This window comes from Kingella sp. SNUBH-2017, assembly GCF_028680565.1.
Classification (GTDB): domain Bacteria; phylum Pseudomonadota; class Gammaproteobacteria; order Burkholderiales; family Neisseriaceae; genus Kingella_D; species Kingella_D pumchi.
Genome location: NZ_JAPHVK010000006.1, coordinates 134179 through 149188 on the forward strand (window position 1 = coordinate 134179; position 15010 = coordinate 149188).

Below are 15010 nucleotides of genomic sequence, written 5' to 3' on the forward strand. Positions count from 1 at the left end.
TTTTTTCAGGCTGCCTTGTCCTGTCCCGGACTCAAAACAAACGACAGCCCCCCGAAACCAAAAGCAGCCTGAAAAGGGATTTTGCCGCTTTCAGGCTGCCTTGCGGAGTATGGAAAACCATGGAAAAAACTGCCGAACCTTCCCGCCTGCTGCCGCTGTTGCTGGCGGCGGCGGTGTTTATGCAGATGCTCGATTCGACGGTGCTCAATACCGCGCTGCCGCTGATTGCCGCCGATCTGCACCAGTCGCCGCTGAATATGCAGTCGGCAGTGGTGTCTTATGCGCTGACGCTGGCGATGCTGATGCCGGCCAGTGCCTATCTGAGCGAGCGTTTCGGCACGCGGCAGGTTTTTAGCGTGGCGATGCTGGTGTTTGTGGCCGGTTCGCTGCTGTGCGCGCTGGCGCCGAGCCTGCCGATGCTGGTGCTGGCGCGGGTGATTCAGGGTGCCGGTGGGGCGATGCTGGCGCCGGCGCCGCGCCAGATTCTGATGCAGGCCTACGACAAAAACCGCCTGCTGGGGATGATGAATTTTGTGGTGATGCCGGCGCTGCTGGGGCCGGTGGTCGGGCCGCTGCTCGGCGCGTATCTGGCCGAGTATGCCGGCTGGCATTGGATTTTCCTGATTAACGTGCCCTTCGGGCTGGCGGCGGCCTGGCTGGCGCGCACGGTGATGCCGGACTTTCGCGGCGAAGGAACAATACCGGCTTTCGATTTGGCGGGTTTTTTGCTGTTTGGCGGCGCGGCGGCGGGCTTGAGCGTGGCGGTGGAAATCATGCACTTTCCGCGTTACGGTGCGTTTGCCGCGCTGCTGGCGGTGCTGTCGCTGCTGGCGGCGGCCGCCTATTGGCGCCATGCCGCCCGCGCCGCGCAGCCCTTATACAGCCCGCAGCTTTTGCGGGTGCGCACCTACCGCATCGGCCTGTCGGGCAATTTCGCCAGCCGGCTGGGTGTGAGCGCGCTGCCCTTTCTGCTGCCGCTGCTGCTGCAGGTGGCGTTTGCCTACAGCGCTACCGCCGCCGGCTGGGCGCTGGCGCCGATTGCGCTGGCGTCGATTGCCGCCAAGCCGGCGATCCGGCCGCTGATGCTGCGCTTCGGCTACCGCCGCGTGCTGGTCGCCAACACCTTATTGCTGGGCGTGCTGATTATGCTGCTGGCGCTGCCGGATGCGCACACGCCGTTGTGGCTGCTGCTGCCTTTGCTGCTGGCGCTGGGCTTGAGCAACTCGATCCAGTTTACCGCCATGAACACGCTGACGCTGGCCGACCTTGCGCCGGTACAGGCCGGCAGCGGCGCCAGCCTGATGACGGTCAACCAGCAGCTGGCCATTGGTTTCGGCACCGCCATCGGCGCGTCGCTGCTACAGTATTTCAGCACGCTGGCGCCCTTGGGCGGCGATGTCCATGCCGCCTTTCGCTGCACTTTTGCCGCCGTCGGCGTGCTGACTTTGTTGTCTGCCGCCGTGTTCGCCCGCCTGCGGCCGGCCGACGGCAGCAATCTGGTTGCTTGAAAGATTAGGCAGCCTGAAAAGCGCCGCCGCCGTTTTCAGGCTGCCTGAAGGCGGGTTTGCAAGCCCTGCCGCCGCCGTTATAATCCCCGCCTTTTGCCGTTCTAGGAAACATCATGCCCCAAAGCCGTTTCAACCAAACCGGCCCCAAAATCGGCCTGAGCGTACGCCTGGCCGAGACCGCCGAAGAAGTCGCCGCCGCCCAGCGCCTGCGCTACCGCGTGTTTGCCCAAGAGCTTGGCGCCGAAATCGACAGCGACAACGGCCGCGACATCGACCCCTACGACGAACACTGCCACCACCTGCTGGCCTTTGACGAAGCTACCGGCGAAGTAATCGGCTGCTACCGCCTGATTACCGAAGAAGCGGCAAAAAAAGTCGGCGGCTGGTACAGCGAGCACGAATTCGATCTCTCGCCACTGAAAGACATCCTGCCGCAAACCGTCGAACTCGGCCGCGCCTGCACCCATCCCGACTACCGCAACGGCGCGCTGATTATGCTGCTGTGGACGGGGCTGGTGAAGTTTATGAAAGACGAAAACCTGCGCTTTATGATCGGCTGCGGCAGCATCGAAATGCGCGACGGCGGCAGCGATGCGGCGGCGCTCTACCACCAGCTCAAAGGTCGCTACCTGGCGCCCGAGCAATGGTGCGTGCGCCCGCTCAACCCGCTCAAATGGGCGCAGATCACGCCGTCGGAAAAACCGGAAGTCCCACCGCTGATTAAGGGCTATCTCAAAGCCGGCGCCTGGTTTTGCGGCGAGCCCTGCGTGGATGAAGCCTTCAACTGCGCCGACGTGCTGATTATGATGGACATCACCCAGCTGAGCGACCGCTACCTGCAGAAGTTCGCCCCCAAACCCTAAATCCTAAAAAAGCAGCCTGAAAACCTTTTTCAGGCTGCTTTGTGCCGTTTTCAGGCAGCCTGAAAGCCTGCCCGCCTTATCTTTTCCCCCGTATTTTCCGTTCTCTTTATGGCCAAAATCCGCTTCGCCTTCCGCCTGTGCTGCATTGCCGTCTGCCTGCTTTACGGCATGGCCGAGATGTTTTTCCTGTTTCCCTTTTACAGCAAACGGCGCAAGCTGCGCGCCATCCAGCTGTGGTCGCTGCGCGTGCTCGCTTCCTGCGGCATGAAGCTCGAAGTGTTCGGCAGCCTGCCCGCCACCGGCCACGGCCAGCTGATTATCAGCAACCACATCTCCTGGCTCGACATTATGGCGGTGAACGGCGCCTTCCCCGGCCGCTTCGTTGCCAAAGACGACGTTGCCAAATGGCCGGTGGTCGGCTATCTCGCCACCCAGGCGCAAACCGTTTACGTAACCCGCAACAAAGGCACCAAAGGCAATACCACCAAAATCGACACCGTAACCGAAGCCCTGAAAAACGGCGACACCGTAACCATTTTCCCCGAAGGCACCAGCAGCGAAGGCCGCGCCATCCTGCCCTTCAAACCCAGCTTTTTCCAAACCGCCCACCTGGCCGGCGTGCCGATTGTGCCCGCGTTATGCCGCTACCCCAATGCCGACGGCAGCAGCCCCAACCCCCACACCGCCTACTACGGCGACATCAGCCTGTGGCAGTCCATCCGCATGGTTATCAGCCAGCCGCGCAGCAAGGTCGAGCTGCATTTTCTCGACCCGATTACCCCGCCCGCTGACCGCGCCGCCGCCGCCCAGCAGGTGCACGAGCTGCTCAGCCGGCGGCAGCGCGAATTGGGCTAGTTCCCCAGCTCACACCGGCAATAAAAGGCAGCCTGAAAAGTTTTCAGGCTGCCTTTTTGCCATCACCGTCGGCGCCGAACAAACGCAGCTGCCAATCTTCGCATTCCCCCGTTTCCAGCCGCCGCGAAAACAAGCGCGCCCAACTCTCGGGCAAAGGCAGTTGCAGCACCGCCCGCATCGTTTCCGCATCGCAACAGCGGCTGTCAATCAGCGCCAGCACCCGCGCCACCGACCATTCGGGAAACGGTCGCGAGAGCAAAAACACTTCATCGCCTGCCGCCACTTCGCCCGCCGCCAACACGCGCAGATACCAGCCGCAGCGCAAACTCTGCTGCACGCGCAGCGACATATCTGCCACGCCGAACCGCTCGTTCAGCTTCCAACACGGCTGCCGCCCCTGGCTTACGGCAAAACGCGCCGAACCGATCTGCCACTCGTCGCCGATGCACACCGAGTGCTCGTCCGCGCCATCCAGACAAAAATTCTCGCCAAAGCCGCCTGCGTGCATATTTTGCGCCGCAGGTAGCTCGCGCCGCCAAGTGTCGTAATGGTGCAGCGCATAAACGTGCACCGCCTTGTCCGCACCGCCGTGAAAACGCGGATCGCCCACGCCGTCGCCCGCCAAACCGCTGGGCGTAACGGCGGTTTTGCCGCTGACAGGCTGCTTGTTAATCGCACTTTGTTGGTTGCGGGCAAAGTTTTCAGGCTGCCCGATGCGGATTTGTCGGATTTGGGCGATGGGGTGCATGGTGTTTCCTTTTATTTGTTTGGAGGCAGTCTTGTAGGTTGGGTTGCCAAACCCAACGTTTCCGATGATTTCAAGGCTTTGTTGGGTCTTGACCCAACCTACAGTACTGGAACTTTTGGCGGTGAAACTCGCCGCACAGCACGCAGAACGGCTGGACCAACACGCCGCAGACGCACACGCGCAGCTCTACCGTTTGGAACGCGGCAATGCGGTGCGCGTGTTTCGTGGCAAAACGTTTGCGGAATAAAGGGCAAAATATAGCGGATTCAAATTAAAATAATGCAAGATGACGAACCACAGGCTACACGGATGACTGCGCGTATAAATTAGATACGCATAATGTAGGTTTATGTAGCAACTGTGTTCCCCCACCGCGTCGGGCAGGGCAACCAAACTCGGTGATTACGCGCATTGCGGTGCGGGTTGTTGTTTGCTTTGCTGTTCGCTTTGCCGTTCTGATTTCGTCTGCAAAGAGGCCAGGTAATCCCGCATCCTTGCGTTCAGAATACGCAGAAGTTTGTGCATACACGCGTTAATAGCGACTTTGAACGGTTTGCCTTTGGCGCGCAGTCTCTCGTAAAACGCTTTAATCTTCGGCTCAAAGCGGCTCGCCGTCAGTGCTGCCATATACAGCATGTTGCGTACTGCCATTCTGCCGCCGATGCAGCCTGTTTTCTTGTCCGTGTCGCCGCTTTGGTTCGGCGGTGGAACGACACCTGCCAGCATGGCGATGCGTTTGTGTGGTACGGTGCCCAACTCGGGCAGCATGGATAGCAGGGTGGCGCTGGTGGTGCTGCCTATACCTTTGATTGCGGTTAGCACTTGGCCTTTGCCGCCGAATGCGTCGGCGTTGCTGTCGATGTCTTTGTCCAGCTCGGCGATAAGCTTGTCGAGATGGGCAATCAGGTCTTTAACGCTTTGCTGTTGGCTTTCATGGATTTGTTCGAGACGGTTTTTCTCGGCGGCACGGATGTCAACCAACTGGCTGCGGCGTTTGACCAGTGCTTCGAGTTTCTCTTCGGCTTCGCTGGGCGGAATGTAGAGCATATTGGCGACCAGTCCTTTGATTTCCAACGCCTGTGCGTAATCAGCAAGCATTTTGGCATCGAGATGGTCGGTTTTGGCGAGAGAAAAGCCGTTGGCGTAATTTTTGGTGCAGCGAGGATTGGCAATCACCACTTGGAAACCTGCGCGATGTAGGGTTTTGGCGAGAGGGATTTCCAAACCGCCAGTGCTTTCCATGACAACCAAACCGACGTTGTGCTTGTGCAGATAGTCAATGGTGTGGGTAAAGCCTTTGGGGTTGTTGGTTTCGGTTTTGGTTTTATCCCTGCCGTGGATGCCGATGACGAAATGGCGTTTGGCGATGTCGATGCCTGCGTAGTTTTGGGTACTCATCAATGAACCTTCCTTGTATTCGGTTGTTGGTGGCAACTGTTCGGTTGTGCTGATGGGTGGCCAGCCGCTCGTTTTTGCTACGATGCGGGTGTAATCCTAGGATGTGTGGTGTAGCCACGCACGTGGTTGATAGAGATGCAGGCTGCGGCTCATTGAAATCGTTTGTATTTTGCGAAGGTAGGATATTGATTTATGTTTTCAATATTAGGTGCAGTATTATTTGGAATAATAGCAACTATGACTGTGCTTGTTGCTTGCGGTTTGCCTTTGGGCGAATTTACAATGGGTGGACAACATAAAATTTTACCTAAGAAATTTAGGATTGTGGCAGTCATTTCGGTGGCTATCCAAATTTTTGCAATGATAATTATTTTGCAAGCCGGAGGTTTTATTTCCTTGTGGTTTTCTTTTAAGGTTACTAAATATATTTGTTTCTTCTTTGCCGCTTACCTAACTTTGAATACTATTATGAACATGATTTCAAAAAGTAGGAAAGAAAAATATGTTATGACTCCGCTTTCACTTATAGCCGGAATATGTTTTTGGATAACGGCTTTTCAGATGTAGTATGTAAAAGGGGGAAAGAGCGCATGCGTACGGCACATACCCTGCAAACATCTATTCCATGTACCTTGACCACAGCGCGTCAAGGCAAGCCAACGCGGTAACATTGGAATTTTAATTTGCCATAATAAAAGTGCAGGCTGCTTTTCGGGTTTTTAAACCTTCAAAAGCAGCCTGCACTTTCTTTATCAGCCGTTCAGCTTCACCGAATGCTCGCGCGTTTCGTGGAACACGATGTCCGGCCAGCGCTCCTGCGTCAAATTTAAATTCACGCGGTTGGGGGCGAGGTAGGCGAGGTTGCCGCCTGCGTCAATCGCCAGATTGGCGGCGTTGGCTTTTTCAAACTCGGCGAGCTTTTTCTTGTCGTCGCACGACACCCAGCGCGCCGACCAGATGGACGCGTTGTCAAACACCGCTTCCACGCCGTATTCGTTCGCCAGCCGCGAAGTAACCACTTCAAACTGCAACACGCCGACCGCGCCGAGTATCAAATCCGCGCCGCTCATCGGCTTGAACACCTGCACCGCGCCTTCTTCGCCCAGCTGCTGTAAACCTTTTTGCAGTTGTTTGATTTTCAGCGGGTTTTTAATACGAACGCTGCGGAACAGTTCGGGTGCGAAGAAGGGGATGCCGGTGAAAGCCAGTTGTTCACCTTCGGAGAAGCTGTCGCCGATTTGGATGTTGCCGTGGTTCGGGATGCCGATGATGTCGCCCGCGTAGGCTTCTTCCACCAGCTCGCGGTCGTGCGACATGAAGGTAACCACGCTGGAGGCGGCGATTTCGCGGTTGATACGCAGGTGTTTCATCTTCATGCCGCGCTCGAATTTGCCGGAGCAGACGCGCAAAAAGGCGATGCGGTCGCGGTGTTTCGGGTCCATATTGGCTTGGATTTTGAAGATAAATCCGGAAAATTTCGGCTCGTCCGGCTCGACCATGCGCACGGTCGCGTCGCGCGGTTTCGGTGCGGGCGCCCAGTCAATCAATGAATTGAGGATTTCCTGAATACCGAAGTTGTTAATCGCCGAGCCGAAGAACACGGGCGTGAGGCTACCCGAAAGAAATTCGTCGAGATTGAACTCGTTGGAAGCAGCCTGCACCAATTCGATTTCGTCGCGCAGCTGCTGGATTTCCAGCGGAAAGCGTTGTTCCAATTCGGGATTGTTGATGCCTTTGATGATGTCGAACTCGTGCGGCAGGCGTTCGCCGCCGGCTTCAAAGAGATAGATTTCGTCGTTCAGGATGTGGTACACGCCTTTGAAGTTTTTGCCCATGCCGATCGGCCAAGTAACGGGCGCGCAGCGGATTTTTAAGATATTTTCCACTTCGTCCAGCAATTCCAAAGAATCGCGCACTTCGCGGTCGTATTTGTTCATGAACGTGACAATCGGCGTATTGCGCAGGCGGCAGACGTTCAAGAGTTTGATGGTTTGCGCTTCCACGCCTTTTGCCGCGTCGATGACCATCAACGCGCTGTCCACGGCGGTCAAAACGCGGTAGGTGTCTTCGGAGAAGTCTTGGTGCCCCGGCGTGTCCAAGAGGTTGACGGTGTGGTCTTTGTAGTCGAACTGCATCACGCTTGATGCCACGGAAATGCCGCGCTGCTTCTCGATTTCCATCCAGTCGGAGGTGGCGAATTTGCCGGTTTTCTTGCCTTTTACCGTACCCGCGCTTTGAATTGCGCCTGAAAACAGCAAGAGCTTTTCGGTCAGCGTGGTTTTACCCGCGTCGGGGTGGGAGATGATGGCGAAGGTGCGGCGGCGGCGCACTTGGTCTAGGATTTCGGACATGGGAACTCTTTTGTGGCAATGGTTGTATGGTTAAAAACCGTTTTCAGGCTGCCTTTGGCGTTTCGGGCAGCCTGAAAAGGGCGTATTGTAAACGTTTTTTAGTTTTTGCTTGGGGTTTTGCGTTTCAGGCTGCCTTGCTGTGCGGCGGTGTGAAAGGCAGCCTGAAAGCGCCAAACCGGCTTTCAGGCTGCCTTTTGCTTTTTCTAACTGCCGCCGATTTTGCTGTCGAGCATGGCTTTCATGCTTTGCAGGCGGCTGATGCCTTCGGCTTTGCTGACGATGGGTTTGCCGCCTTTGCGGCCGAGAATGTCCAAATCGTCCTGCGGCATTTCGTCGATAAAGCGGCTCGGTTCGGGAAACTGCCAGCTGCCCTGGCGCTTGCGTTTGGTGCAGTGGGTGAGGGTGAGCCGCCATTTGGCGCGGGTGATGCCGACGTACATCAGGCGGCGTTCTTCTTCGAGATTGCCTTCTTCCAGGCTCTCGGCGTGGGGAAACAGCCCTTCTTCGCAGCCGACGAGAAACACCTGCGGATATTCCAGCCCTTTAGAGGCATGCAGGGTGGACAGGGTAACGGCGTCGGTTTCGGCGTCGTCGCGGCCTTCGAGCAGGGTGATCAGGGCGATGGTTTGCGACAGCTCGATCAGGTTTTTGCCTTCGCTGCCTTTGCGCTCGAGCCAGTCGGCCAGATCTTCGACGTTGCGCCAGCGGCTTTCGGCGGCGCGGCTGCTCTCTTCGCTTTGGTAAAGGTGGTTTTCGTAGCCGATGGCATCGAGCAGCTCGCGGATCAGGCTGCCGGCGTCTTCCTTGGCGGCGCGGTGGCGGAAACCGTCTATCAGGGCGGCGAAAGACTGCAGCGCGTCGCGGCTTTTGGCATTGAGTTCGGCCAGCGCTTCGGGCTGGGAGGCAGCCTGAAACAGGCTGCAGCCGTGGATTTTGGCGTAGTGGTTGAGCCGGCCGAGGGTGGTGTCGCCGATGCCGCGGCGCGGGGTGGTGGCGGCGCGCAGGAAGGCGGGATCGTCGCTGCTGTTGGCCAGCAGGCGCATATAGGCGAGGATGTCTTTGATTTCGGCTTTGTCGAAAAAGCTCTGGCCGCCGGAGACGCGGTAGGGAATGTGGGCTTGGCGCAGCGCGGTTTCAAAGGCGCGCGACTGGTGGTTGCCGCGGTAGAGCACGGCAAAATCGGCGTAGCGGGCTTTGTCGCCGCCGGCCAGTTTCATGCGGGCGATTTCGCCGGCAACGTATTCGGCTTCGTTTTCTTCGCTGCTGCAGGCGATTACTTTTACCGGATCGCCTTCGCCAAGCTGCGACCACAGGGTTTTGGCAAACAGCTTGGGATTGTTGGCGATTACTTGGTTGGCCACGCGCAGGATGCGGCCGGCAGAGCGGTAGTTTTGTTCGAGTTTGACCACTTTAATCTGCGGATAATCCTGCTGCAGCAGGCGCAGGTTTTCCATATCGGCACCGCGCCAGGCGTAGATGGACTGGTCGTCGTCGCCCACGGCGGTAAACATGCCTTCCAGGCCGGTAAGCTGGCGCAGCAGACGATACTGGCAGGCGTTGGTGTCCTGGCATTCGTCCACCAGCAGATAGCGCAGCCGCCGCTGCCATTTCAGGCGCAGTTCGCTGTTTTGCTCCAGCAGCAGCACCGGCAGGCGGATTAAATCGTCGAAATCGACGGCCTGATAGTGGCCGAGCGTTTCCTGATAGGAGGCGTAAACGCGGGCGATGTGCTGCTGCCATTCGTCGTGGGCAGCCTGAAAAGCCTGCTCGGGCGTGGCCAGCTCGTTTTTCCACAGCGAAATCTGGTGCTGGGCTTTGAACACCTGCTCGCGGCCGCTGCTGCCGAGCAGCTCGCCGATGATGCGGCCGCTGTCGGAAGCATCAAGTATCGAAAAATTGGTTTTGTAGCCGGCGTGTGCCGCTTCTTCGCGCAGCATGCGCATGCCCAGCGAGTGGAAGGTGGAAACCGTCAGGCCGCGGGTCTGGCCTTTGCCGAGCATGGCGCCGATGCGCTCCTGCATTTCCTTGGCGGCTTTGTTGGTGAAGGTGATGGCGGCGATATGCTGCGGCGCATAGCCCGCGCCGGTAATCATATAGGCGATTTTTTCGGTGATGACGCGGGTTTTGCCGCTGCCTGCGCCGGCCAGCACAAACAGCGGCCCGCCCAGATAGCGCACCGCTTCCAGCTGGCGCTCGTTCAGTTTCATGGCGTGGGGCGTTTTCAGGCAGCCTGAAAACCAAAATCGGAAAAAAGCGGCATTATCCGGCAAGCAGGGCAGGGCGGACAATGGAAAACGGCGTTTTCAGGCTGCCGCAAGGTTTGGTTTCGGGGTTTGGCGTTCAGGCAGCCTGAAAACCGATTTTAGCCGGCGCAGGGATTGCGTTGCCTGCTTGGTTTTCAGGCTGCTTTTGGACGGCGCCCAAAGAGCCGAACGCTTGGGCGATGGGAAAACCGCCGCGATAAAAACAGCCCGCAGCGGCGGGCTGTTTGTGCGGCAGGACGGCATCAGGCGCTGAGAATCTCGCGCAGCACCGCAATGCCGCGCGCGATGTCGTCGTCGCTGATAATCAGCGGCGGCAGCAGGCGCAGCTTGTGTTTGGCGGTGAGAAACAGCACGCCTTTTTCCTGCGCCTGTTGGACGACGTCGGCGGCGCTGATGCCGTCGTCAAATTCGACGCCGAGCATCAGGCCGAGGCCGCTGACGCTTTTGACCTTCGGCAGAGCAGCGAGCGCCTGGCGCAGCGCTTCGCCTTTGCGGGTAACGTCGGCGAGAAAAGCATCGTCCAAACGCGCCAAAATGGCCAGCGCGCCGGCGCAGCACACCGGATTGCCGCCGAAAGTCGAGCCGTGGTCGCCCCGTCCCAGCGTGTCGGCGCAGCGTTCGCCAAACAGCACCGCGCCCACCGGCAGGCCGCCGCCCAGCCCTTTGGCAAGGGTAACGATGTCGGGCACGATGCCGGCGTGCTCGAAGGCAAACAGCCGGCCGCTGCGGCCGATGCCGGTTTGCACTTCGTCGGCAATCAGCAGCACGTCGTGGCGGCGGCACAGCTCGCGGGCAGCCTGAAGGTAGCCGGTATCCAGCGCGGCCACGCCGCCTTCGCCCTGCACCGGCTCGAGCATCAGCGCGGCGATGTCGTTTTGCGCCAGGCGCGCTTCAAGGGCGGCGGTGTCGTTGGCGGGAACGTAGGCGAAACCTTCAACGAAGGGGAAAAAATGCTGGTGGAAAACGTCCTGGCCAGTGGCGGAAAGGGCAGCGAGGGTGCGGCCGTGGAAGGAGTTTTGCAGGGTGAGAATGGTGTGACGGCCGGCACCGTGGCGGTCACGGCTGTATTTGCGCGCGGCTTTGATGGCGCATTCGTTGGCTTCGGCGCCGCTGTTGCAGAAAAAGACGCGGGAAAGACCGCTTTTTTCGCAGAGACTTTGCGCCAGCTCGGCGGCGGGGACGCTGTAGAACAGGTTGGAAGTGTGCGCCAGTTTGCCCGCCTGCGCGGCGATGGCGGCAACCCATGCCGGATCGGCAAAGCCGAGGCTATTGACACCGATGCCGCTGGTGAAGTCGGTGTAGGCGTGACCGTCGGCATCCCAGACGGTGCAGCCTTCGCCGCGTACCAGCACTGGGGCAAAACGGGCGTAGGTGGCAGCGCTGTATTGTTGGTCGAGTTGGCGGATGTGGTCGGAAAGCGGGGCGGACATGCGATCTCCTTTCAGTAAACAGGCAGCCTGAAAAGCGGGTTGGGGGTTTCAGGCTGCTTTTAGGACTTTCAGGCTGCTTTTCTGCTGTAGGGATACGCCTTGCGCCGGTGGTTTGTTTGGGCGTTGCGGTGCGCGGTGCGCACCCTACGGGTTTCAGGCTGCCTTGGGAGCGGCTGCCTATTGGTGGAACAGCGTGCCGTTGCCGCGGTCGCTGAAGAGTTCTTGCAGCACCGAGTGCGGGCGGCGGCCGTCGATGATGGCGACTTCCGGCACGCCCTGGCGCACGGCGTCGATGCAGCAGGCGATTTTCGGCAGCATGCCGCCGCTGATGATGCCTTGGCTGATGAGGGTTTCGGCTTCGTCGATGCTGATGTCGCGGATAAGCGAGTCTTCGTCGTTGATGTCGCGCAGTAGGCCGGCGATGTCGGTCATGTTCACCAGCTTGCAGGCGCCGATGGCGGTGGCGATGGCGGCGGCGGCGGTGTCGGCGTTGATGTTGTAGCTGTTTCCGGCGGCGTCGGTGCCGATGCTGGCAACCACCGGAATCATGCCGGCACCAAGCAGCAGATGGATGATGTTTGGCTGAACGCGGCTGATTTTGCCAACCGCGCCGAGTGCCGGGTCGAGCGCTTCGCAGTGCAGCAGGCCGCCGTCGATGCCGCACAGGCCGATGCCGCGACCGCCCAGATGCGCCACCAGGTTTTTGTTGACTTTGCCCGCCAGCACCTGCTGCACCACTTCCATGGTCTCGGCATCGGTAACGCGCAGGCCGCCGATAAATTCGCCTTTTTTGCCGATTTTGGCGAGACCGGCGTTGATGTCGGGGCCGCCGCCGTGGACGAGCACGATTTTCACGCCGACCTGGTTGAGAAACAGCACGTCGCGCAGCACCGAGGCTTTGATGGTGTCGTTGGTCATGGCGTTGCCGCCGTATTTCACCACCACGCAGTTTTGCTGGTATTTCTGCAGATAGGGGACCGCTTCGTCGAACCAGTCCATATATTCTTGGCGCATGTTTAGCTCCGGTAGTCGCCGTTGATTTTGACGTAGTCGTAGGTGAGATCGCAGCCCCACGCCTGCGCTTGGGCTTCGCCGTCGTGCATATCGAGCAGGATTTCTATCTCTTTTTCTGCTAGCACTTTGGCAGCCTCGTTTTCGCTGAAGGGGTGATAGGCGCTGTGTTCGCAGACTTTGACCGCGCCCGCCGCGCTTTGCAGGGTGAGGGCGATGTTGTCGGCGGAAAAGTCGCCGGCGGTGTAGCCGACGGCGCACAGTACCCGTCCCCAGTTGGCATCGGCGCCGAACATCGCCGCTTTGAAGAGGTCGCTGGCGATGATGCTTTTTGCCACGTTGCGCGCCACTTCCGGCGAACGCGCACCGTGCACGCGGCAGTGCAGCAGTTTGGTCGCGCCTTCGCCGTCGCGGGCGATTTCGCGCGCCGCCCAAGCGCAAAGCTGGTGCAGCGCGGCGCGGAAGGTTTGGTAGGCGGCGCCGTCGTCGCGGATTTCGGCGTTACCTGCGGCGCCGTTGGCGAGGATGACCGCCATGTCGTTGGTTGAGGTGTCGCCGTCGATGCTGATTTGGTTGAGGCTGTCTTTGACTTCTTCGCTCAAGGCGCGTTGCAGCAGGGTGGGGGCGATGGCGACGTCGCTGGTGATGAAGGTGAGCATGGTCGCCATATTCGGGTGAATCATGCCGCTGCCTTTGGTGATGATGCCGAGGCGGCAGGGGTTGCCATCGAGGGTAAATTCGAGCGCCTGCGTTTTGGCGTAGGTGTCGGTGGTCATTACCGCCTCTGCCGCTGCCAGCGCCGCCGCCGGTGTGTCGGCGAGAGCGGTAACGGCATCGGGGATGCCGCGGGCAAAGGGTTCCAACGGCAGCGGTTGGCCGATGACGCCGGTCGAGGCAATCACCACGTCATTTGCCGCAATGTGCAGCGCGTTGCCGAGCAGGTCGCAGCAGGCGCGCGCCAGCGTTTCGCCGTCGGGGTTGCAGGTGTTGGCATTGCCGCTGTTGCAGAGAATGGCGCGGCTGTAGCCGTCGGCAATGTGGGCGCGGGTAACGGCAAGCGGCGCGCCTTGGACTTTGTTAGTGGTATAGACGGCAGCGGTGGCGCAGCGCGTGCGGCTGACAATCAGTGCCAAATCGGCTTTGCTGCGATTCTTGCGGATGCCGCAGTGCACGCCGCTGGCGGAAAATCCCTGCGGCGCGCAAACGCCACCGTCGATGTATGTAAATTCAGGCTGCATGTAATCCTCCGCAATCATCAGTAAACCAGGCCGGCGGTTTCCGCGCGACCCAGCATCAAGTTCAAATTTTGCACCGCCGCGCCGGACGCACCCTTGCCGAGATTGTCAAAGAGCGCGCAGAGCAGCAGTTGCCCGTCGCCGTTGGCAAAAACGAACAGCTGCATATCGTCGCGCCCGGCAAGCGCGTTGGCGGCAAGCGTCGCCACGCTGGCAGATGGCGCAAACGGCTGCACGCGCACCAGCGGCTCGCCCGCGTAATAATCAGCGAGCAGCGCCGCGAGCCGTGCGCCGTCGGCAAAACCGTCCGCCAGCTGCGCGGCAAAGAGCGGCACGCTCACCAGCATGCCGCTGTAAAACGGCGCGACCACCGGCATAAACAGCGGCGCGTGCGCAAGCGTGCTTTGCGCGCGCATCTCCGGCAAATGCTTGTGCTGCAAAGACAAGCCGTAGAGGCGCGGCGCGTCAAGCGCTGCGGGACGCGATTCCGCTTCATATTCGGCAATCATTGCCTTGCCGCCACCGGAATAGCCGGTGAGCGATTGGCAGGTGAGCAGCGCCTCGCGCCGCAGCGCCCCCGCGTCGCACAGCGGGCGGATGAGGGCGATAAAGCCGCTGGCATGACAGCCGGGATTGGCAACGCGCGTCGCGCTGGCAATCGCCGCACGTTGCCCGTGCAACTCGGCAAATCCGTAAACCCAGCCCGGGGCGTTGCGGTGCGCGGTAGAGGTGTCGCAAATGCGCGTCGCCGCCGGCGCGTGCTGCACGAACTCGCGCGCCGCCTCGTCGGGCAAGCAAAGCAGGCTAACCTCGCTCGCCGCTGCCGCATCTAGCCGCGCGCTCAAATCCTTGCGCTGCGCTTCCGGCAGGGTAAGCAGGTGAATATCGCGTTCATGGCGCAGACGTTCGGCAATGCGCAGGCCGGTGGTGCCGGCAGAGCCGTCGATAAAAACGGTGTGGGTCATCGAATTTCTCCATTGTTCTTCTCTGCGGCCAAACGCCCGAAAGCAGGCGGATACAGGCCGCGCCCGCAGTATAAACAGCAGACGGGCGCATCTTCAAGGGTAATCTGTAAATTCATGCTTACGCGGAATTAACCGAAACTTACACGGATAAGAACCAATACCATTACCGGCACCGCGAAGTTTTCAGGCTGCCTTGTCCGTATTCGTTCTAGGGACGACTACAGAAACTTCCTACTACCGTCATTCCCGCGCAGGCGCACTACTGTCCGGAATAAAATCCCGCCACCCAAACAAAAAGGTTGCAGTCCAACGTTTTTACGGGTAAACCCCAGAGCGTCAACTCAAAAACATCGGAACTGCAACCATGTACAGCATAAGCCGC

13 protein-coding genes are annotated in these 15010 nt (G+C 59.5%); 5 read left to right on the plus strand and 8 right to left on the minus strand.

Annotation, left to right across the window (positions count from 1 at the left end; translation table 11 throughout):
- Window positions 1-119: 119 nt before the first annotated feature.
- The 3 genes from OP500_RS06590 (at window position 120) to OP500_RS06600 (ending at window position 3226) form a co-directional block, all read left to right on the plus strand.
- Window positions 120-1508, plus strand: coding sequence for an MFS transporter (locus tag OP500_RS06590; protein ID WP_274070522.1), 1389 nt, complete (start codon window positions 120-122; stop codon window positions 1506-1508).
- A gap of 113 nt (window positions 1509-1621) precedes the next feature.
- Window positions 1622-2371, plus strand: a complete 750-nt coding sequence (locus tag OP500_RS06595; protein ID WP_274070523.1) for a GNAT family N-acetyltransferase — start codon at window positions 1622-1624, stop codon at window positions 2369-2371.
- 108 nt (window positions 2372-2479) lie between these two features.
- A complete protein-coding gene (locus OP500_RS06600) occupies window positions 2480-3226 on the plus strand; it encodes a lysophospholipid acyltransferase family protein (RefSeq protein WP_238748427.1) in 747 nt (248 codons plus the stop codon).
- 43 nt (window positions 3227-3269) lie between these two features.
- Here the strand turns inward: OP500_RS06600 and OP500_RS06605 are convergent, their stop codons facing one another.
- Window positions 3270-3974: an MOSC domain-containing protein gene (locus OP500_RS06605; protein WP_238748425.1), complete on the minus strand. Its 705-nt coding sequence runs from the start codon at window positions 3972-3974 to the stop codon at window positions 3270-3272.
- 88 nt (window positions 3975-4062) lie between these two features.
- On the opposite strand from OP500_RS06605, the gene OP500_RS06610 reads away from it, so the two are divergent.
- The gene (locus OP500_RS06610; RefSeq protein WP_238748424.1) at window positions 4063-4221 is read left to right on the plus strand and encodes a hypothetical protein; all 159 of its coding nucleotides are present in this window, start codon (window positions 4063-4065) and stop codon (window positions 4219-4221) included.
- Between the two features lie 155 nt (window positions 4222-4376).
- Here the strand turns inward: OP500_RS06610 and OP500_RS06615 are convergent, their stop codons facing one another.
- Window positions 4377-5372 carry an IS110 family transposase gene (locus OP500_RS06615; protein WP_238748423.1) on the minus strand — a complete coding sequence of 332 codons (996 nt, stop codon included), beginning with the start codon at window positions 5370-5372 and terminating at the stop codon, window positions 4377-4379.
- A 192-nt stretch (window positions 5373-5564) separates the two neighbouring features.
- Between OP500_RS06615 and OP500_RS06620 the strand changes: the two genes are divergently transcribed.
- The gene (locus OP500_RS06620; RefSeq protein ID WP_238748422.1) at window positions 5565-5939 is read left to right on the plus strand and encodes a hypothetical protein; all 375 of its coding nucleotides are present in this window, start codon (window positions 5565-5567) and stop codon (window positions 5937-5939) included.
- 185 nt (window positions 5940-6124) lie between these two features.
- On the opposite strand, the gene OP500_RS06625 is transcribed toward OP500_RS06620, so the two are convergent.
- From OP500_RS06625 to argC, 6 genes are all read right to left on the minus strand, one after another.
- Window positions 6125-7723 (minus strand): peptide chain release factor 3, encoded by a 1599-nt coding sequence (locus tag OP500_RS06625; protein ID WP_274070524.1) that lies wholly within the window; start codon window positions 7721-7723, stop codon window positions 6125-6127.
- Between the two features lie 203 nt (window positions 7724-7926).
- Window positions 7927-9930 carry a UvrD-helicase domain-containing protein gene (locus OP500_RS06630; protein WP_274070525.1) on the minus strand — a complete coding sequence of 668 codons (2004 nt, stop codon included), beginning with the start codon at window positions 9928-9930 and terminating at the stop codon, window positions 7927-7929.
- A gap of 299 nt (window positions 9931-10229) precedes the next feature.
- Window positions 10230-11417 carry an aspartate aminotransferase family protein gene (locus OP500_RS06635; RefSeq protein ID WP_274070526.1) on the minus strand — a complete coding sequence of 396 codons (1188 nt, stop codon included), beginning with the start codon at window positions 11415-11417 and terminating at the stop codon, window positions 10230-10232.
- Window positions 11418-11594: 177 nt separating this feature from the next.
- Window positions 11595-12431, minus strand: a complete 837-nt coding sequence (gene argB / locus OP500_RS06640) for an acetylglutamate kinase (protein WP_274070527.1) — start codon at window positions 12429-12431, stop codon at window positions 11595-11597.
- A 2-nt stretch (window positions 12432-12433) separates the two neighbouring features.
- Window positions 12434-13666, minus strand: coding sequence for a bifunctional glutamate N-acetyltransferase/amino-acid acetyltransferase ArgJ (argJ, locus tag OP500_RS06645; protein WP_274070528.1), 1233 nt, complete (start codon window positions 13664-13666; stop codon window positions 12434-12436).
- Window positions 13667-13683: 17 nt separating this feature from the next.
- A complete protein-coding gene (gene argC, locus OP500_RS06650) occupies window positions 13684-14628 on the minus strand; it encodes an N-acetyl-gamma-glutamyl-phosphate reductase (RefSeq protein ID WP_238748416.1) in 945 nt (314 codons plus the stop codon).
- Between the last annotated feature and the right edge of the window lie 382 nt (window positions 14629-15010).

What these genes read in the sequence shown, in the direction of transcription:
- argJ (WP_274070528.1), bottom strand. Translation starts at nt 13,666, where the DNA reads ATGCAGCCTGAATTTACATACATCGACGGTGGCGTTTGCGCGCCGCAG.
- OP500_RS06590 (WP_274070522.1), top strand. Translation starts at nt 120, where the DNA reads ATGGAAAAAACTGCCGAACCTTCCCGCCTGCTGCCGCTGTTGCTGGCG.
- OP500_RS06625 (WP_274070524.1), bottom strand. Translation starts at nt 7,723, where the DNA reads ATGTCCGAAATCCTAGACCAAGTGCGCCGCCGCCGCACCTTCGCCATC.
- OP500_RS06620 (WP_238748422.1), top strand. Translation starts at nt 5,565, where the DNA reads ATGTTTTCAATATTAGGTGCAGTATTATTTGGAATAATAGCAACTATG.
- argB (WP_274070527.1), bottom strand. Translation starts at nt 12,431, where the DNA reads ATGCGCCAAGAATATATGGACTGGTTCGACGAAGCGGTCCCCTATCTG.
- OP500_RS06630 (WP_274070525.1), bottom strand. Translation starts at nt 9,930, where the DNA reads ATGAAACTGAACGAGCGCCAGCTGGAAGCGGTGCGCTATCTGGGCGGG.
- OP500_RS06635 (WP_274070526.1), bottom strand. Translation starts at nt 11,417, where the DNA reads ATGTCCGCCCCGCTTTCCGACCACATCCGCCAACTCGACCAACAATAC.
- OP500_RS06595 (WP_274070523.1), top strand. Translation starts at nt 1,622, where the DNA reads ATGCCCCAAAGCCGTTTCAACCAAACCGGCCCCAAAATCGGCCTGAGC.
- OP500_RS06615 (WP_238748423.1), bottom strand. Translation starts at nt 5,372, where the DNA reads ATGAGTACCCAAAACTACGCAGGCATCGACATCGCCAAACGCCATTTC.
- argC (WP_238748416.1), bottom strand. Translation starts at nt 14,628, where the DNA reads ATGACCCACACCGTTTTTATCGACGGCTCTGCCGGCACCACCGGCCTG.
- OP500_RS06600 (WP_238748427.1), top strand. Translation starts at nt 2,480, where the DNA reads ATGGCCAAAATCCGCTTCGCCTTCCGCCTGTGCTGCATTGCCGTCTGC.
- OP500_RS06605 (WP_238748425.1), bottom strand. Translation starts at nt 3,974, where the DNA reads ATGCACCCCATCGCCCAAATCCGACAAATCCGCATCGGGCAGCCTGAA.